This is a genomic window from Fervidicoccus sp. SLHALR4 (genome assembly GCF_058692745.1).
Genome location: NZ_CP182483.1, coordinates 303,673 through 322,012 on the forward strand (window position 1 = coordinate 303,673; position 18,340 = coordinate 322,012).

The 18,340-nt window shown below is 49.7% G+C and carries 17 protein-coding genes and 1 pseudogene; 6 read left to right on the forward strand and 12 right to left on the reverse strand.

Going from position 1 to position 18,340, the window contains the following annotated elements:
- Positions 1–10: 10 nt before the first annotated feature.
- Complete coding sequence (locus tag ACLGLO_RS01595) at positions 11–1,579, reverse strand: amidohydrolase (RefSeq protein ID WP_492129106.1); 1,569 nt, start codon at positions 1,577–1,579, stop codon at positions 11–13.
- A gap of 370 nt (positions 1,580–1,949) precedes the next feature.
- Between ACLGLO_RS01595 and ACLGLO_RS01600 the strand changes: the two genes are divergently transcribed.
- Positions 1,950–3,500, forward strand: a complete 1,551-nt coding sequence (locus ACLGLO_RS01600) for an FG-GAP-like repeat-containing protein (RefSeq protein ID WP_492128664.1) — start codon at positions 1,950–1,952, stop codon at positions 3,498–3,500.
- On the opposite strand, the gene ACLGLO_RS01605 is transcribed toward ACLGLO_RS01600, so the two are convergent.
- Both ACLGLO_RS01605 and ACLGLO_RS01610 read right to left on the reverse strand, forming a co-directional pair.
- Complete coding sequence (locus ACLGLO_RS01605) at positions 3,489–4,232, reverse strand: ABC transporter permease (protein ID WP_492129107.1); 744 nt, start codon at positions 4,230–4,232, stop codon at positions 3,489–3,491. The genes ACLGLO_RS01600 and ACLGLO_RS01605 overlap by 12 nt on opposite strands.
- Positions 4,211–5,128: pseudogene (locus ACLGLO_RS01610) on the reverse strand (ABC transporter ATP-binding protein); the annotation flags it as partial. The pseudogene ACLGLO_RS01610 and the gene ACLGLO_RS01605, both read right to left, overlap by 22 nt.
- 399 nt (positions 5,129–5,527) lie before the next feature.
- Between ACLGLO_RS01610 and ACLGLO_RS01615 the strand changes: the two are divergent.
- Positions 5,528–6,028 (forward strand): PspC domain-containing protein, encoded by a 501-nt coding sequence (locus ACLGLO_RS01615; protein ID WP_492128665.1) that lies wholly within the window; start codon positions 5,528–5,530, stop codon positions 6,026–6,028.
- Positions 6,029–6,577: 549 nt separating this feature from the next.
- Entirely contained in the window at positions 6,578–7,219 is a 642-nt protein-coding gene (locus tag ACLGLO_RS01620) for a hypothetical protein (RefSeq protein ID WP_492128666.1), read from the forward strand.
- Between the two features lie 123 nt (positions 7,220–7,342).
- Here ACLGLO_RS01620 and ACLGLO_RS01625 read toward each other — a convergent pair whose 3' ends face one another.
- The 3 genes from ACLGLO_RS01625 to ACLGLO_RS01635 all read right to left on the reverse strand — a co-directional run bounded on the left by ACLGLO_RS01625 (position 7,343) and on the right by ACLGLO_RS01635 (position 9,408).
- The gene (locus ACLGLO_RS01625; protein ID WP_492128667.1) at positions 7,343–7,888 is read right to left on the reverse strand and encodes a Panacea domain-containing protein; all 546 of its coding nucleotides are present in this window, start codon (positions 7,886–7,888) and stop codon (positions 7,343–7,345) included.
- Between the two features lie 280 nt (positions 7,889–8,168).
- Positions 8,169–8,930, reverse strand: a complete 762-nt coding sequence (locus tag ACLGLO_RS01630; RefSeq protein WP_492128668.1) for a hypothetical protein — start codon at positions 8,928–8,930, stop codon at positions 8,169–8,171.
- A 139-nt stretch (positions 8,931–9,069) separates the two neighbouring features.
- Positions 9,070–9,408: a hypothetical protein gene (locus tag ACLGLO_RS01635; RefSeq protein ID WP_492128669.1), complete on the reverse strand. Its 339-nt coding sequence runs from the start codon at positions 9,406–9,408 to the stop codon at positions 9,070–9,072.
- An 856-nt stretch (positions 9,409–10,264) separates the two neighbouring features.
- Between ACLGLO_RS01635 and ACLGLO_RS01640 the strand changes: the two genes are divergently transcribed.
- Positions 10,265–10,789, forward strand: a complete 525-nt coding sequence (locus ACLGLO_RS01640; protein WP_492128670.1) for a transglutaminase-like domain-containing protein — start codon at positions 10,265–10,267, stop codon at positions 10,787–10,789.
- 181 nt (positions 10,790–10,970) lie between these two features.
- On the opposite strand, the gene ACLGLO_RS01645 is transcribed toward ACLGLO_RS01640, so the two are convergent.
- From ACLGLO_RS01645 to ACLGLO_RS01665, 5 genes are all read right to left on the reverse strand, one after another.
- The gene (locus ACLGLO_RS01645) at positions 10,971–11,504 is read right to left on the reverse strand and encodes a class I SAM-dependent methyltransferase (RefSeq protein WP_492128671.1); all 534 of its coding nucleotides are present in this window, start codon (positions 11,502–11,504) and stop codon (positions 10,971–10,973) included.
- Between the two features lie 49 nt (positions 11,505–11,553).
- Positions 11,554–12,321: a metallophosphoesterase family protein gene (locus ACLGLO_RS01650; protein ID WP_492128672.1), complete on the reverse strand. Its 768-nt coding sequence runs from the start codon at positions 12,319–12,321 to the stop codon at positions 11,554–11,556.
- A gap of 248 nt (positions 12,322–12,569) precedes the next feature.
- Complete coding sequence (locus ACLGLO_RS01655; protein ID WP_492128673.1) at positions 12,570–13,526, reverse strand: radical SAM protein; 957 nt, start codon at positions 13,524–13,526, stop codon at positions 12,570–12,572.
- A gap of 138 nt (positions 13,527–13,664) precedes the next feature.
- Positions 13,665–14,201: a DUF4352 domain-containing protein gene (locus ACLGLO_RS01660; protein WP_492128674.1), complete on the reverse strand. Its 537-nt coding sequence runs from the start codon at positions 14,199–14,201 to the stop codon at positions 13,665–13,667.
- Between the two features lie 60 nt (positions 14,202–14,261).
- Complete coding sequence (locus ACLGLO_RS01665) at positions 14,262–14,429, reverse strand: hypothetical protein (RefSeq protein ID WP_492128675.1); 168 nt, start codon at positions 14,427–14,429, stop codon at positions 14,262–14,264.
- A 374-nt stretch (positions 14,430–14,803) separates the two neighbouring features.
- On the opposite strand from ACLGLO_RS01665, the gene ACLGLO_RS01670 reads away from it, so the two are divergent.
- Both ACLGLO_RS01670 and ACLGLO_RS01675 read left to right on the forward strand, forming a co-directional pair.
- Complete coding sequence (locus ACLGLO_RS01670; protein WP_492128676.1) at positions 14,804–16,111, forward strand: branched-chain amino acid transport system II carrier protein; 1,308 nt, start codon at positions 14,804–14,806, stop codon at positions 16,109–16,111.
- A gap of 10 nt (positions 16,112–16,121) precedes the next feature.
- Entirely contained in the window at positions 16,122–17,012 is an 891-nt protein-coding gene (locus ACLGLO_RS01675; protein ID WP_492128677.1) for an MBL fold metallo-hydrolase, read from the forward strand.
- 107 nt (positions 17,013–17,119) lie between these two features.
- On the opposite strand, the gene ACLGLO_RS01680 is transcribed toward ACLGLO_RS01675, so the two are convergent.
- On the reverse strand, positions 17,120–18,157 hold the full coding sequence (locus ACLGLO_RS01680; RefSeq protein ID WP_492128678.1) for a hypothetical protein: 1,038 nt from the start codon (positions 18,155–18,157) through the stop codon (positions 17,120–17,122).
- Positions 18,158–18,340 lie beyond the last annotated feature (183 nt).

Sequence of the window (18,340 nt, forward strand, 5' to 3'; positions counted from 1 at the left end):
GAGCTTTCCTTCAGCCCTTCTCCCCGATCTTCGAGAAAACCCTCCTCCCTCCTACATAGGTCTCGAGGACCTCCACAGAGCTCAGGTCCTCTTCTGCAAGGGGGTCTCTGCTCAGCACCAGGAAGTCCGCTTCGCTGCCCTCCTCCAGAGACCCGAGGCTGCGCTCTCCCATTATCGCAGCGGACCCCTTCGTGTAGCAGTGGAGAGCTTCCTCTATGCTGAGCTTTTCGTGCTTTGTTATCTCGTGGAGCTCCACTCCCTCCCTCTCCCCCCTCCTCACTGCAGCTTCAACAGTAAGCCAAGGATCTATCGGCTCCACGGGGGAGTCTGTGGAGAACCCAAGCCTTATGCCGGCCCTGAGCATGGATTTGAATGGGTAGGCATACCTCGCCCTCTCCCTCCCCAGCCTCCTTACCAGCCACCAGTCTGAGACTATGAAGTGCGGCTGAACAGCTGCACCAACGCCCAGGGAGGCCATCCTCTCTATCTGATCGGGCCGGGCGAGGGAAGCGTGCTCAACCCTCCCCATGCTCCCCCTTACCCCGGAGGAGCTGAAGGCTTCGAGGACTGCATCGAGGGCCGCATCTCCAATGGCGTGGACTGCTGCCTGGAGTTTCCTCTCCGCTGCAGCCCTCATCCAGTGGGACAGCTCCTCCGCGCTCATGACTGAAACTCCCCTTGTCTCAGGGGCATCTGCATAAGGCTCCGAGAGCAGGGCCGTCCTCGCTCCGAAGCTGCCGTCAGCGAACAGCTTTATCCCCTTCACCGCCGCCATCCCCCCATACCTCCTGGAACCGCGATCATTGAAGCTCTTCAGCTCACCGTGGTCGAGATAAGCGAAAACCCTGGTCTTCAGCTCCTCGTGCTCCCTCAGCTCCCCCAGGGCCTCTAGATCCGAGAGCTTCGCAGACATGAAGCCGACAGCTGTCACCCCATGCCTGGCTGCCTCGAGGGAGGCGCGCTTGAGAAGATCCCTCCTGTCGAGCTCTCCCGAGAGGAGCGAAAGAGCCTTCCCGACGGCTTCCTCGAAGACCACTCCCGTAGGCTTTCCGGCTTCATCCCTCTGGAGCAACGAGGGATCCACCCCTTCCCTCAGCAGCATCTCCAGGGCAGATGAGCTCAGGACGGCGGCGTGGCCGCAGACCCTGACGAGAACAGCAGGGATCCCGCCGGCGGCCTCATCAATGTCCGAGGCCGAGGGCCACCTCTTCTCCTCGAAGAGCTCCTGATCCCACCCCCTCCCTATGATCACCTTCTCCCCCCTTCCCTCGTCCCTGAACTGCCTGATCCTCCTCTTCACCTCCTCTATCGACTTCGCCCCCCTCAGATCCAGGGTCATGAGGCTCATTCCCAGGCTGTTGAGATGCATGTGGGAGTCTATGAACCCTGGAACCACTGCGTATTTCCTGAAGTCCAGTACCTCTCCCCCCAGCTCCCTCGCCAGCCTCACTGCTTCCTCAGAGCTCCCCGCGAAAGCGACTCTTCCCTCTTTTACGAGAATCCCCGAAACAACTCTCAGGGGGGAAAATGATGCATAGATCCTGCCGAGAACTGCAAAAGAAGCCTCCAAGAGGACCACCAAAGCCTTGCTCTTCCCTATCCTCCGAAAGCCCTTTATAAAGCTTGCTTGGAGCCTCAGAAAGCAGCAGAATGCCTTCGCATCTCCTCCCACGCAAATGCACATAATGGAAGGACAAATCTTCTTTCATCATTAAGAGCGTGCCCTCCCACTGCTTGAAGGATCGGACATCCACAAAAGAAAGCTCCGCGGCATTACTTTAAATACTCGGCCTGCTGAGATTATGGTGAATCGAGGGGTGCTCTCTTCAGGCAACGAGAGCAAGCCTCCTCCCTGCCTGAGGGTGCACGAGCTTCCGGGAAAGGAGCCGCGCAGACCGGCTCCTGCCCTTGAACATCCGCAATGCAGAGCTTTCGAGCGGTGGAGAACTTTGAGCGGGAAAGCAGCTTTCGCCCTGCTCTCTATTGTCCTCCTCTCTCTCCTCCTTCCAGCATCTGCTCTCGCCTCGCAGCAGCCTCCCCACAGCATAATATGGGGAACTTACAAGCACGACAATGCCAGGACTGGATATGCAGGGAACCTATGGAGCGGGACGCGCTACTACTACATCGATTTCAAGGTCAAGTGGACCTTCAAGGCAGGCCTGTGCATAGCATCTTCCCCCGTCATAGCCAACCTCGATGGAGACAGCGACAATGAAATCGTGTTCTCATCCTGCGACGGCTATCTCTACGCCCTTATGGGAAACGGCTCTCTCCTCTGGAAGTACAGGACAGGTGGGGGGTTGGTCAATGCAGCAGTAGGCGATGTGAATGGAGACGGGATCCCTGATGTGATAGTGGGAGGGAACGACGGCAGGCTCCACTGCATCAACGGGGCTACTGGGGAGGAGGAGTGGAGCATCCCGGGAAGCTTCCAGAGAGCAACCGTCCTGCTGCTTGATGCGGATGGCGATGGGAGGCCTGAAATTGTGGCGAACGCGCTGGACGGAACGGTCTATGTGGTGAGGGGGGACGGGCAGCTGCTCTACAAGATCAGGGTTGGGACTGGAGCAGTTCAGCCTCCCACTGCCGGTGATGTGTATGGAGATGGAAAACAAGAGATCGTGGTCTCGGAGGGGGACTACATCCACGTTATAAAGTTCTCGAATGGAAACTATTCGCTGACGAGCATTGAGCTCCCCAGCGAGGTCTACGGGGGGCCTGTCCTGTACGACCTGAACGGAGATGGAAAAGAAGATGTGCTTATCGCTGGAGAGCACGAGCTCTACGCTGTCGACGTCGCGAAATCTAGCTTGATCTGGAGGTCTAGCTTCAACGGAACCGCCATGTCCAGCCCATCCATAGGGGATGTGGATGGGGACGGAAAGCCGGAGATCGTCCTCGCAACCGACCAGGGCCTCTTCATATATGCGCTGGACGGCCGACTCAAAGCCTCATACCTGGGAGTCTCCTCCGTTGCCTCCCCCATAATTGCTGATGTCGATGGGGACGGGATCAACGAGGTTCTACTGCCTAGATACGATGGCGAGCTCGATATCCTGAAGCTCAACGGAACAGAGAGCTACTACAGCTCCCTCGAGTGGCGCCTCACAACGGGAGAGCCCCTCATGGCCCCCCCTGCTGTCGGAGATGTTGATGGGGACGGGCTCCCCGAGATAGTCATCGGCAGCAGGGACTACACGCTCTACTGCATAGCGGGGATCCCTGCGGAGAAAGCCGAAGCAAATGCAACTTCAACAACCCTATCCTCCTCAACGACGGCCGAGGCTTCCACCTCTTCCGCCTCGAGCACTACTTCCAGCGCTCAGCAGACCCAAACAGCAGCGACAGGCTCCGAAACATCTCTGCCGACAGAGAGCGGATCTACGAGCTACAGGCCGAGGATCAACTACACCCTCATACTTGCGCTGCTCGCTGCATCCGCTGCTGCTGTCTCCATAACATACATAGCCACGAGGGAGAAGAGGCTAGGGGGTTAGCAGCCTCAGAACCAGCCTGAATGAGATTAGGGCAAGAGCTGTCATGTAGATGAGCCCAGCTATGAGGGCTGTGTAGGGATCAGTGTAGTCGTAGAGGTTGTAAGCGCCGTACCTTATCAGCTCCGTGGTGTAGACCAGGGGCGTCGAGTAGACAAGAGGGGTCAGAAAAGATGGCATGACCGTCCTCGGTATTACAGCGCCTCCCAGGAAGATCATGGCGAACCTCGCGAAGTTCAGCGCTGCCACAGCCTGAGTTGGCTCAAGGGCTGCCGCGAAGAGCACTCCGAGGAAGGAGAACGTGAGCGCTCCTATTACCAAACCTGCGGCAAGGAATGCGGGGTTTATCACGGGCACCGGACCGCTGAGCCAAACCAGCACTCCCACAGCTATGCCCGCGCCAACCATCCCGAAGAAAACCCCTCCCAGGGCCTTCCCAAAAACAACTGCGGAGCTCGAAAGAGGAGCGTAGATCAGCCTGCTTATCCCCCCGCTCATCTTGTCGAATCCCAGCGCTACCTGAGGCATCGTTGTAGCAGAGAATAGGAGGGCTATTGAAAGCAGACCAGGAACCATCCTCCAAGGCTCGAAGGCCCCCGCGAATATCCCCAGGAGCACCACAAGAGTGAAGGGGAATAGCAGCCCCCAGCTCAGAGTTGGGGCCTTGCCGTAGTACTGCTTCAAGTCCTTTATGAATATTATGAAAGCAGCTCTCAGCTCTCTCTGCCACCGCATCCGCACCCGCACCCACCTCCCCTGGAGCTCTGGGCTCTTTCCTCAGCCCCCCTCAGGAGCCTAGCAAACACATCTTCCCAAGAAGCCTCCTTTATTGAGAGGTCCAATATCTCGATCCCTTCAGCTTCCGCCAGCTTCATCACCCTCTTCACGGCCTCCGCAGCGTTCGCTGCGCTCACCCTGAGCTCCCTCTCGTTCATTGTACTGAAAGGGTAGTGCACCCTGACGAGCTCTAGGAGCTTCATGCTCGGCTTGGAAAGAATCACTGTAACCAGAGCCTCCCCTCCCAATTTCTCCCTCAGCGAAGAAGGAGTGCCTGTTGCAACCACTTCCCCCCTGTTCAGGACCACAACCCTCTTCGCCAGGCTCATGGCCTCCGAGATGTTGTGAGTTGCCAAAACGATAGTTGTGCCGCTCTCGTTCAGCTTCCTGAGAGACTCCCTCAGCTTCACTGCCGCCATGACATCCAGTCCCGAGGTCGGCTCATCCAGTATGAGCATCCTGGGGGAGTGCATCATGGCTGCTGCCACATCAGCCCTCCTCTTGAACCCTCTTGAAAGCTCCCCGTACTTCCCCTTCATCACCTCCTCCAGGCCAAGCTCTTCCGAAACGCTCCTCGCCCACTCTCTCGCCTCCGTGGTGCTCAAACCGTAGAGCCTCCCCGTTAGGATGAGGTTGTCTTCAACGCTGAGCTCGGGAAAGAGGGCAGGGCTCTCAGGAACAACCCCGACTGCCTCCTTAACCTTTTCTGCCTCACTCACAGCATCCCAGCCAAAAACACGGACGCTGCCCGATGTTATCCTGAGGGCGCCGCTCAGAGCCCTCAGAGTCGTCGTCTTTCCAGCTCCGTTGGGGCCGAGCAGGCCGAGGAACTCCCCCTCCTCTATTCTGAATGATATGCCGTGCAGCGCTTCAACTCTGCCGTATTTTTTCACGAGCCTCTCAACTAAAGCGGCTTCGACCAATCCATCCACCAGGCAATCCGCAGATCCAATATTTTGGCCCCTTTTTCATTATAAATATTTACAGAATTTCCCTCAGCCTTTTTCCCTCTCATTCTTTTCGAAGAGCAGTGCTACTCCGCTTTCAGCTTTTCGATTCCTCTGCTATCAAAAACGGGGAGAGCTTTTGGGAAGAGCTGGTATCCTATGCAGCAGATTCCGCGATATCCTCATGCTGAAGGCTGGCAGAGCTCTCGCAGTAGCATGTAGATGAAGATTTAAAAAAACATAGCGGAAAAGAGGATAGAGAAGGGATCTGGAGCTCCAGAATCACCTGAGGAGGAAGATCCGGAAGTGTCGGGAGGAAGCCCGAAGAGGATATACAGGAGCAGAACGGACAAAGTAGTCTGCGGCTTCTGCAGCGGCCTAGCAGAGTACTTCGGAGTCGATCCGGTTCTCATCAGGCTTGTGTTCGTGGGGCTTCTGTTCGCAGCTCCTTTTCCCGCATTTGTGCTTTACTTCGCTGGGTGCTTCGTGACTCCCGAAAAGCCTCCGGAGGCAGATGGAGGGAAAGCAGAAGCATCTAAGAGCGGACCCGAGAGCATTGGGGAGAAGAGGAGAGAGGTGAGGCGTGCTGCGCTGCTCGCCCTCGGAATCATTCTCGTGTTCGCGGGAGCCGCTGCGATTGCGGCCAGCATGATCGGGCGGAGCCTCCTCGAAGCTCTGCATCGTTTTTGGGGAATGCTGAACCTCCCAGCAGCAACGGTCGGAGGAGCGATCCTGCTTTTGGTTGGAGCAGCCCTCCTTGCAATAGCTGCTCATGCAGAGACTCAGCACAGCAGCCAAGCTCAGTGATTGCGCATAGCATCTTCTGGTCTTGCTGATTTTAAACTAAAGCATGCGTTATGAGAAGCGTGTGATGTTGGGAATAGTGGACTCTAGTCTTGCCGATTTTAAACTTCCTCATATGCCAAAAAGCATTATATCCCTAGGTCTGCGATGCTTAGTCTTCTGAAAATTGAGGGATCTCGGGTCAATGCTAACAAACGCTAGAGCGTAGTGCTTGTAACAGGATGTCTTAATAGAATAACTCCTCCCCTATAACTATACTCCTTCACGAGCCTCCAGGCAAGGATGACCCCGCTATAAACAGAGCCCGTCATCAACGGCCAAGATTAATGAGGACCGCTTGGTCAAAAGTAGGTCTCGGTTAATATCACTCAGAGCAAAGAATGAATCGCTCCTAGGCCTCCTTAAGCATATTCCTATAAGAAATACCGTGAAAGAAATAGAGCATAAAGTTAAATAATCTATTTCTAGAAGATATATGTAGAACCATTAATATGATAGAGGACTGAACTGGCGTTTGCATGCGCTAGTCCAGGTAGTGGAGGACCACATTATATGGATGAAGTGAATAGCGTAAGCAACTATGTGAAAGAATTCACAGAGGCAGGCGGCATTAGGGTCGAGTACAAGCGTACCTCAATAACTCTGGATTTTTACAAGAAGATAATCCAGTGGGGCAAGTATGGATTAAATGCCATGATAAGTCGTTGCGAGGAAGATGAGGAGTGTACGAGATACAAGGTGATCGAACAGGGAATGGGCATATTGGGAAACGCACTAGTTTCATATTCGTTTACCAAAAAGAAATATTCTGTGGTTCCAGATCCAGTAATCATGAATAAAAGCGAGAGCTGCATCTTGAATAAGGGCAACAGGTACGATGTAGCTGTCTCAGTCAAAAACAATTTTCTCCTGCTTATCGAGGTTAAACTATATAGAAAGAGTAGCGAAAACATCCCTCCATTTCCTAATATAGATGAAGTGTATGATGAAAATCCTAATCCGAGGAAAATACTTGAGAAGTGTAGTGCAGTACCAGTAGGTATTCTATTAGAGCTGAATAAACCAAAAAATACGAGGATGCCCTACTATATAGTAGAGATTAATAAGGTCAGTAGGAAGAAAGCACATGAGTCGATATATGCTTCCATAGTAAAGTGGTGCGATAAGTGGAAAATACCTTTAGCAACTGCATAACTTCGAAAGGCAAGCCCTAAAAAATGGAAAACAATTATGATACCTATATCTCTGAAATTCTGATATTTTACCGGTGAAAGCATAACGCGTTTATTACTGAGCTGTTGAACGAGTGAAAGATACTTATTCTCTGGAGTGCTGATAAGCAAGGTCTACGAAGTGCAGGTCCAGCTTCTTCCTGCCAGATACATCCTTAATGTAGCTGTCTATTAGTACGCCCATGTACTCCGTTTTTGCATACTCATCCAGCTCCAGCAGCTCCATCGCCTTCTTCTCCAGCTCATACCCCATCATATCGCCATATTTTTTAGCAACATACTCAATCCGCTCTTTTACGGGCCCAGGTAGCTCAGCATGTGATGACCCAGATAGAGATATTGTTACCGGAACTTCTCTGTCTTCTATTTTGAGCTTTTCATCTATGACCTCGTATACTTCGTTGGATAGTGGGCCATAGCTCCATATGAAGAACTCGGTTCTAGCGACTGGTTCATGTTTATAGAGGTACTTTACTACAGTGTTACCTTCACGTTCATATTGTAAAAGGAACATAAGCTTCATCAGCTTCTTTACTCCTTTTACGCTTCCTCCGAGTATCTCTAGGAGGTACACTATCGCATCTTCTACGGTATAGTCCACTGAAACGCGTGAAGAAATAACCTCAGTCATTTAAACCACCTTTTCTACCAGGTACTGCAAGTACAGAATGCCACACTTTATTCCAACAATTCATTAACATACTCTGCAAATAAGTGTGTTGATATACAATGTTTATAAATATTACTTTGTACCAGTTAATATGTTATTTAATTAATTTGATTTAATTAATTTGCAATTGCTATACTACTATTATCCAGTACCAGCTTTTAGAGTAGCTGGATCTTAAGCTACTGCATGTTGTCATATGCTTCTAGCTCCTCTCTCAGTCATGCTAATTTTTAACCAGTCCTTACTCCCAGTCATCCTCATAAAATTCTTCTTGGATCTCTTCCTCATCCGGCTCAACGTACCCCAAGAAGTCCCATCTGTTCTCCTCCGCATTGAAGCTGTATTTCACCACGGGATAGTATCTCAACAGCTCATCCAGCTCAGCATGAGTGCTCTGATCTTCTTCCAGCGATGATATGTATTCCCACAGCTCATCCAGCACTCCTGGATCTTTCTCCACCTGCTTTTCAACGAGAGCGTAGTAGCCGTTTGCATCCTTAGTGAAGTATACAAGCTTGAGCTCTCCCAGCAGAGCGAAAACCCTGCACTGCTCCTTTACGCACCTCGCGGCATCCTCGTCCTCCTCCACATTGTAGCTTTTGACTTCGTAGAAGACACCGACCTCATTCCAGAAGTCCGGCTGCGCGAACACTCCATATAGCGCTCCGTTTTTCTCTAGAAGTATGATGTGAGTTCGCGGCCTGAGCAGCTCCGCATACTTGCTCTTCCTCCAGCAGGAGAGCATCCTCCATGCCCTCCCTGCATAAGCGACTTTTTCCGAGCGCGACAGCTCCACTCCCTGCTTCCGCAGCTCATCCGCGAAAACCTTCATGGTGCACCTCATCGCTTCCCTGAGGAGTGGCCTTAAAGTCAGTGACTGATAGTAGTTGTGCTGCGATAGAGCTGTATCGAGGGCCTTCCCGAAGGCCATGTCTGCAGGGCTGCCCTTCATGCTGCACTTAGACTTGACAAACTGGTAGGTGGGTACCAGCTCCACTTCCATATTATGCACCTCCACATCCATCTGATCCAGATCATTTCTTTTCAATCGGGACTCTGCCCGAGCTCCCCTCCTCTATGCTTCCATGCTCAGCTACCCTTCGAAGGACAGCAAAGCACAGTTCAATGCGGAAAGCTGCAGCCTAATGCTTAAGCCCTCTGACTATCGAGTCTACCGAGTTCACCAGATCCTTCAAGTATGTTAAATCGCTAGGCACTCTCTTGCCTTTGTGCTCGCGCGGCAGGGGATCGCTCACATACATCGCCTCACTCACAACTCCGTAGAAAGCAACTGGAGGAAGCACAGCTGCAGCCCTGACCTCTCCCCTCTTCACGGTCTTAATATTGGTCACAATTGTGAAGGAGTACTCCTCTGTTCCAGCCTTTGTGACGAGACTTTCAGTCTTTTCTAATTGCTTCCTGTCGCATAACTGTGCGGAAACTCCTTTATAAAGCTTGCTTGAAATTCCGGAAAATGGCAAAACTCCATCACTTGCCGACTTTTTCCCCTTGTATTTCTCTCCGCATGCTTCGAGTTATTTATATTGGCTGAAAGATGACATGCCCGATATGTTAGGTTACCTAGAGGCAGGCAACTTATGCTCAGTGTGAGCTAGAAAAACTGCTACAACCGACGCAACTGTGAAGAGAAAGAGAAGGCCCAACTCAAATTTTCCTCTGTTCCTCTTTTCTGCCTCCAGTGTGGCCATAATCGTGCTCTTCACTATATGGCAAAGATTTTATCTCTCCATTAGATTTCTTCCAGGCTGTTCTGAAGCTTGCATTGCTAAGGAGCTCTTCTGCCCGATAAGTGAAATCTCTTAGTCTCGCTAATTTTAAACGAGGTTAGGGCTGTGGGTTTTACCATTAGGAGAAGATGGGGAGCTTGAACAGGAAGATGTGATCGAAGCTAAAAATGGCTATACAGTTACTTGACGCTCAGGCAAAGAAAGACCAAGAAGAGCGTTACAGCTACTTGTTTCTTAAGGCATATTGTCTAGCACAATATCTTGAAGGTAAGTGTGCGGAGAAGAAGTTAACAATTGTTTGGGTCAGGAAGAGCTATGTCTAATATTAGAACGCTTATGCTTTCACTCCGAAATGTCAAGCTAGAGTTTTCCAGCATGCATGCTCTTTTTTCATAGCGAAAATTTATGGGCAAAAAATATAAAGCTGAAAACAGAGTATAATTGAACATAGTTTAAAATTAGCAAGACTAAGAGATCACCAAGATTCCGTCTAAGTCCCTAACAGAATATGTTTAAAAAATAGCAAGACTAAGAGCAATCAAGTAGCAACAGAGTCGCAATAGTCCTGCTTTGAAGCAATTAGAAAAGATTGAAAGGGACCGAATATTGGGACGATGTCTACAGCTTGTATGATTGGGTAAACGAAAACATCTACTACTCATACGACTCTCCAGAGCCCCTGCTTCCAAGCATTGGCGGGAAGCTTGAGTGGTTCAGTGACTACTGGAGGTTCCCCAACGAAACTCTGGCTAAGAGGACTGGCGACTGTGAGGATATGGCAAATCTCCTGGCGAGCATGATATCGGCCTACGGTGGGGGGAAGTACTATGTTTGGGTCATGCTGGTATCATTCGACGACGCTGCCCACGCTGCCGTAGCGCTTCCAGCGGAGGGGGGAAAGCTGGCAATCCTCGATCCAGCCGGAGGATACTACACGAACCTCAATGGGGAATTAACACCGAAGGATGCTTCTGTCGCCCTCCAGGAGTTCTTCGACTACTGGAGACAGCAAGGATATACGAACGGGAGCGTATATGCGATATACTCGGACAGCGAATACAGAGAGTTCACGAGCACCCAGGAGTTCATCAGCTATGTGGAGTCGCTTGGCTGATGATCTCTAAGTTAGAAGGATCCAGCTTCCAACTTTTTTTGATTTTGCTCTTTCAGTTTTCCCAGCTCCATGACCAATTCGAGGCTGAGCTCCTCCCGCCCTGAAGAGCAAACTTTCGGCTGTAACAAAACTCGACTTGCCTATTGGCTACCATCCACTTGATTTTAAAAACACAGGTGGTTCAGATCTTTTCGAAGAGAAGGAAGTAGTGAGTCCCCAGATCTTTTTCTTTCACAAACCTGAAGCCCCAAGGCTGGAGGATTTCTATCACCTTCTCCTTCGGTATCCTCATGAATTTAGGAGGACCGAAGGGCGTATCCAATTTGAAGTCAAGTATGGCTACGTACTTCCTGCTTAGCTGACGCAGGTTCTCATAGAACGATTCTCCGCAGCTACGCACGAGGCCATGAAAGACATTGGACATGAAGACAAGATCGTATGTACCCTGATTGAAAGTGCATATGTCAGCTTTGAACGTCTCGATTCCCATGCTGCTGAGCTCCCCGAAGTGCGTATCATCTAGGTCTGCGCATGCAACCTTGCTGCACTTTTTCAGGAACATCTTCGTGAAGTATCCATCGCCGCAGCCAAGGTCTATGACCGAGCAGCTACCTCTGAGAGCTTCATCTAGGAAACCGAGAACTGTGCTTTCTTCGAGCATTCTCCTCTGCCCGTGGTGCCGGTGGTGCCCACCTGCGCCGCTTTCCAGGCTCATGCAGCAACCCCTGCTATAGTGGTTTAAAGAATAGCAAGATTAAAAACTATCACCGATCGGGGGTGACTCTTCCGGTCCTGAGCAGAGAGGTCACTTGATTGAGGAACCTGCTGTCATCGATGATGAGCTTGAGCTTATCTACCACCCTATCGATGCTGTACTGCACCCTCAAAAACTCTACCTTCTCCTCGTCTGGATCGAACAGCATAGCTGAAGCCCTCGGATCCCCATCTCTGGGCTGACCTGCGCTTCCCGGGTTCGCTATTTTGAAGAAGGGGGAAGACCTAAGGAATGGGAGGTGTGTGTGGCCAATGAATATGTAGTCCTGCCCAGTTTCCTCACATTCTCCCCTGGAGGAGAGCCTCACCTGCCTCTTCGGGCTGAAGAGGCCGCAGAGCTCCTCGTCTTTCAGCCATGGGTAGGTGTAGCCGTAGAGGGGGGACTGGAGGTTTCCATGCACTATGAGGACCTTCTTGCTCGAGAATGTGAGCTCCATCTTCTCTGGAAGCAGCTTCAAATATTCGAGGTCTTCGCGGGAAAGCTTCGAGGCAGTTATCCTGCTCCTCGTGTAGACGCTGAGCTCGTGCAGCTCGGGGCCGCACCTGCAGTCAATTCCATAGGCTGCTGCTTCATCGTGGTTCCCCCTAATAGCTTTAGCACCGAGAGATCTTGCAAGATCCACAACGAGCTCCGGATCTGGGCCGTAGTCCACTAAGTCTCCTAGCACGAGCACATCATCATATCTTCCCGCCCTTTCCAGGACTGCCTTGAGAGCTTCATAATTCGCGTGGATGTCGCTTATGACCAGGACTTTCATTGAGATGCGCCTGTTAAAATTTAGCAAAACTAAGAGTTTTTATAGGCGCCCGCGTTCGCCTTTAATCACTTAATCATGTTTAAAATTAGCAAGACTAAGAACCTGCATCGCTTTCCAGGATCATGCAGGAATTCCTTACAATGCTGTTGGTTCAATTAAAGCTCCTGCAGAGATTTGCCATAATCTGTCGAATTGACTTCACTGAGAGCAGAAGCGGTAAGAGAAGGATGAAAGAGGCGATGAGAAAGCTAGGGGCTCCTGCCAGGCAGCTTCCTCATGTAGAACTCTTCCCCCCTGTAGCAAAGCTTCACGACTTCTCCAGACTGCACGAGCTGCTCGACCAGCTCCGCCTGAGCACCGCTCTTTTCCAGCAGCCTCTCCACCTCCCTCCTCCTCATCGGGTGAACGGAGAGTATGGAGAGGAGCTCCTCTTCAATTGAGCCTCCCGAGCCGAACTCCCCCTCTGGATAGCCGAGGAGCAGCCCAACTCTTTCATCCCCAAGCCTCTCAGAAAACAGCTGGTGAGTCTGGAGGATGAACTCTTCGTCAGGGGGCTCGACCCAAGGCTCAGCTGGGGGCCTCGTCGGCACTGCAATGTATGCCTTTGCCACGCCCAGCTCTGCGAGGAAGCGAGAGGTCTCCTCGAGGTCCTCCAGCTTTGAGATCCCCTTCACCAGCATTGTCTCGGAGCAGAGCGTCCCCCTGTACTCCCGCGCGAGCTCATTGATCCCGTCGAGGATCCTCTCCAGCTTCAGGCTTGGGTGGGGTCTGTTTATCCTCCTCCACACTTCGGGATCGAGGGAGTCGACCTTGATGGAGACCCAGCTCGCAGCCGTGAGGTCTTCCCGGACATCCTCCATCCACAGCAGCGACGAGTTGGTTATCACAGCGACCCTTGCTCCAAGCTCCCTTATGCCCCTTATCTCCGCCCCGAGGTTGATGTCAAGCGTAGGCTCTCCGTCCGGAACGAAAGTTACGTAGTCTGGGGATGAGCTCTTCAGCTTCTCTTCAATGCTCCTCACTATGAAGTTTGGATCGTAGAAGGCCCTCCTCGATGCAGTGAAGCTGGTCGTGCGGCCGAGCTGGCAGTAAACGCAGGAGTAGCTGCACGTCTTCGGTGGGAGGTTGTTCACTCCGAGGCTCCTTCCGAGCCTCCTGGAGGGGACTGGGCCGAAAACTATGCCCTGCGCACCCGTTGAAAGCACCCGTGGAAATGATTCTTTCAGTCTTTTCTAATTGCTTCCTGTCGCATAAATATGCGGATACTCCTATATAAAGCTTGATCGTTTTCTTTCAGTCTTTTCTAACTGCTTCAAATGGGAAAAAGACAGGATGAAAAAAGGCTATCCTAGCTTAACCGCGACGCAGCAGCCTATGCCGATGCTGTAGCAGAACTCCACAGGCTTTTCATTGGCCGGAATCTCGATAACTACGTATCCTTTTTCCGATGCTCCAGGCTCCACTATCCAATTAACACCAAGCTTATCGGCCAGCTGATCGATCTGCGGTTCGACAGCAAGCGCCTTCGCCTGAACTTCGCTAATCACATTAAGCACGGGGATCCCGGGGTAGTATGTGCTGTTGTAGACCTTATGCGCATCTGTTACCAGTTTGAAGCCCCGTATAACTGAGGGGCTCCTCGCATCTTTTCCAATGTTTTCGATCTTCAGCTTGACAGCTACGATCTTCCCGCAGTCTGAAGGCATGTAGTACGAGCTCTCTAGCTTCTCAAGATTAGGTATTTTTACGTAGTCAGGAGTGCTGACAGAAAGGACTGTCACATTCCACGAGCCTGCTGAAACAGGCTGCCCTATAGAAGCTGTTATCCCACTGCACCCTGCAATATTTTCAGCGCTCTTCTCAAGCATCGCTGACGCCATTTGCGCAGAAGCGATTCCCCCCCAAAGCAGCGGCTGCGGTCACTGCAAGCACCATACCTATTACCAGCTCACCTTCCGAGGGCTTCTTAGCGCCAATACTGCCCCCAGCATCAATGCTATAACTGCGAAAGCATAAGCCAGAGGGAAGCTTACAAACAAGGCAACTGGATATGCAAGGAGCGCCAGCAACAGGCCGAGAGCGAACAGAGCGACGCTCCTTCCTTTCATATATCCTCCTCTTGATGCATATAATTTTGTTATATTATATAATTTTGGCAATATAGAATAATTAAACATTGCTTTGACAGAATCGCTAAAAGTTTTAACAAAAGTCGAAATCAAATCTTTGATTGACCATATTATCCATCAATTCATTACTTCATTGATACATAATGTACAGCAGTAGCCTTTAGCATCTGTGACCGCTGTGAAGCGCGGAGAAGAGGCTCAACTCGTCCTGGAAAGTCCTATGATAAAAAGAACGGGAAATGGTTAGCCTTAACAATAACCATCATTATATTAACAGCAATAGAGGACTAGTAGAGGGGTGTTAAGAAAATTAAAAAAAGTTTATATATTTTCCACATCATTAAGGTGAATTTATGAGCAAGAATGCGAAGTTAGGTCTTTCGCTCACAGCCCTTTTTATCATTTCATCATCCATATTTTCAGGGCACTTTGGAGTAGGAGATCTTATTTTCCCAGCGTTTTTAGGAAGAAGCGCAGGAGCTTCATGGCTTATAGCAGCACTTGGATATGGTTTCGTGAATAGTGTCTTAGTACTTTTAGTTTATTATATTATATCGATACATAAAGCCTCTCTTTACGGCCTTACATCAAAAGTTTTAGGGAAGGCTTTTGGGATTGCATATACTACGCTAGCAGTCCTCATCATAGGTCCTGTCTTCATACTGCCGCGTGTTGCCTCCGCCACGCATGAGATGGCTGTTGCAGAATTTTTCCCGCAGATCCCCCTTTGGGTGAGCCTCCTTATCTACTTCGCTTTCAATTACTATATTGCCTACAGCCGCCCTAAAGCCATGGACAAAATAGGTAAGTATTTAGCTCCAGCACTCATTCTCTTCATAGTTATTTTAGCCATTAAGGGAATCCTCACACCTCTATCGCCAATTCCATCAACAGGGTCTGCCACCGCCTTCACCGACGGCGTAACCAGCGCATATAACACAATGAATGCTTTAGGAGCAGCGATTTTCGGTCTTTGGCTTCTTAACGAATTAAAGTTACGACGCATTGAAGATCCAAAACTGCAAACCCGTACAATCTTACTGACGGGAAGTTTCGCTGCTTTCGGTCTTTTCCTCACTTCAACTAGCCTAGTCTATCTGGGCGCTTCCTCAGGTAGTCTCTTCCCTACAGCGGATATCGGAGAACTGACCGTTAGAATAGCGGAAGGACTCTTAGGATATATCGGCAAAGCAGTATTTGCCATCCTTCTTGCACTAGCCTGCATCACAACATCTGCAGCCCTTACGTCGGCGGCAGGCGATAATTTTGAGCAAATGAGCGGGGGTAAAATTAAGTATAAGTATACCGTAATAGCCAGCAACATCGTCGGTTATTCACTGGGTCTTCTAGGTCTTTCCAGAATTATAAGATACACTGTTCCGTGGTTAATGCTCATCTATCCCGCCCTCATAGTTATGATATTTATGTTCCTCGTTCCCGACTTTTCTAAGGTTAAGCTTGCTACTCAAGCAGGTGTTATTACAGCAATGTTTTTCAGCATAGGCGATTTCCTATCAGGTCTTGGCTTTGAAAACACGCCCTTCTCGAGGCTGAATGCGGCAATGCCTCTAGGAAGTCAAGGCTTGGCATGGCTCCTTCCAACAATCGTTGCTATTGTGTTATTCCTGTTTATTGATATTATAAGAAGGAGGTTTAAGTAGGCGTTTCATCATGACTGCAGATAAGATAGATATGTTGGACGCCCTTCGGGTCAGGATTCTAGTTGAAGACACTGTGATGTACGAGAGCCCGTTTTGGGGTGCGCATGGGATTTCTTTCTATATAACTGCCCGCAAAGACAACGTCGCGAGGAATATCCTGATAGATGTGGGTCAGAGCCCTGAAGTGCTTTTCCATAACATGGAGCTTATGGAAATTAGCCCGGCGAGCATCGATGCTATCGTGCTTACCCACTGCCACTACGACCACACTCAAGGACTAAGTGAAGTACTTAAAAAAATAGGGAGATCAGGAATACCTGTCGTAGCGCACCCAAGCATCTTTAGGCTTAATTTCATCGATAAACCATATTTACGGCATGTAGGGATAATGCCCAACGATGCGAAATCAAACCTAGAAAAACTTGGCGCAATCCTTTTCCTCACAGCAGACCCCCTGCAGCTCATGCCCGGGCTTATAACTACTGGAAGCGTGCCGCGTCAAACAGACTTCGAAGAAGTAGGTATCCCACTCAAGACAATTGACTCTTCAAACCATGTCGTTCAAGACATTATGGAAGACGATATATCAGTTATCGCAGCTGTAAAGGGAGAGGGGTTAGTTATACTTACTGGATGCAGCCATGCGGGAATAGTTAACATAACAAAACATGCTATAGCGTTAACGGGCATTTCAAAAGTTGCAGCAATTATTGGCGGCTTACACCTCATTGAAGCACCTATGGAGAGAATAACAAAAACAGTAGACGCCCTCTACTCAATGGGTGTTGAATCAGTATATGGAGGACACTGCACAGGGTTCGATGCTCAAGTAGAATTCAGGAAGAAATTTGGAACACGATTCAAGCCATTACATACAGGGGACTCCTTAGAATTTCCATGAGTTAAGAAGATGTATGCAACCAGTTCGTGAGGAGTACCTCTTTCCCATTCTTTTTTATAGTCACAGCTCAACTACACAATCAAGGAGGTCTGCTTGGAAAAGCTGCATTATACTTTTAATAAGCATTTGTCTCCCCTCCTCAGTATACGTACGTCACCGTTATCGTTAATGTTTGATCCAGCATATATAGATGGGGTGTATATGCGGACGTAGGTAGTCCCGGGCAACACTGGCACTATAAAGCTTCCCGAACTTGCCGCAATAGGGCAACCAGACGGAGAATTGCAACCAGAGGGATACCTAACCCAGTAGCTCCCATTGCCTACATAGAAGTATACGTTTCCAACAGCAGAGAATGTTATTACTAGATAGCCTGTGTAGCTTAAGTTGTATGTAAGGCATACGTTGCTGCCTGCCGGGATTTGAACGTGCTTATCTTTCTCAAGGGTTTCACTTTTTTCAAGGTATATGATAGCTTGGGCTTCGCTATACTTATTTGCTAGGTTTTTATATTCCGCCTCAAGGCTGTTGTAGATGCTCAACAGAGATTCATATTGAGTATTTAGCAATGCATAGCTTGCTTCAAGATTCTTATAGCTGCTTAGCAGAGAATCGTTTAGATAGCACTGCGAAGTAAAGTTTGCCCCAAGGCTGTTATAGCTGATCAACAGAGAGCTGCACTGAGCATTCAGTGAAGCATAGCTTGCTGACAGAGAATCATATTGATTCTTCAGCGAGGTGTTGTTCGCTTCAAGCGACGTGTAATCTGCCTTAAGGGAAGTGTAGTTATTGAGGAGGTATCCGTATTGGGTATTCAGCGATGTGCAGCTTGCTTCAAGAGACGTGTAGTTTGCTTTAAGGGACTCGTATTGAGCATTCAGCAAGGTGTAATTTTTGCCTAGCTCAGCCACCTGCTCATTCAAGTCGCTGTTCGCATTCCTTAAGGTATATGCATAGAATCCAAGTGCTGATACAGCGAGAGCCAAAATTATCGCAACTGTTGCGAAAAGCTTTAAGCTAATACCCCCGCCCTTCCGGGCTTCCCCCTTATCTGATGCCTCCGTTGCCACAGCATATACCCCCAGTATAAAAATTTCTATTTTTTCAATTCTTTCTTTAATTATAAATTTTTTAATTATTAACATTTTCTATCTGAGATCCTCATGCTTCACAACCCTAAGCTCGTTTCCTTCCTATTGAAATGCTGGCATGAGAAAGGCATAGCGACAATTTATTCTCAGGATTAAATTTCCATCCATTTTCAAGTTCCGCTCATTTCTCTGGATCCTCATCTGCCAGCTTCTCAATGTGTGTAAGTACCCATAACA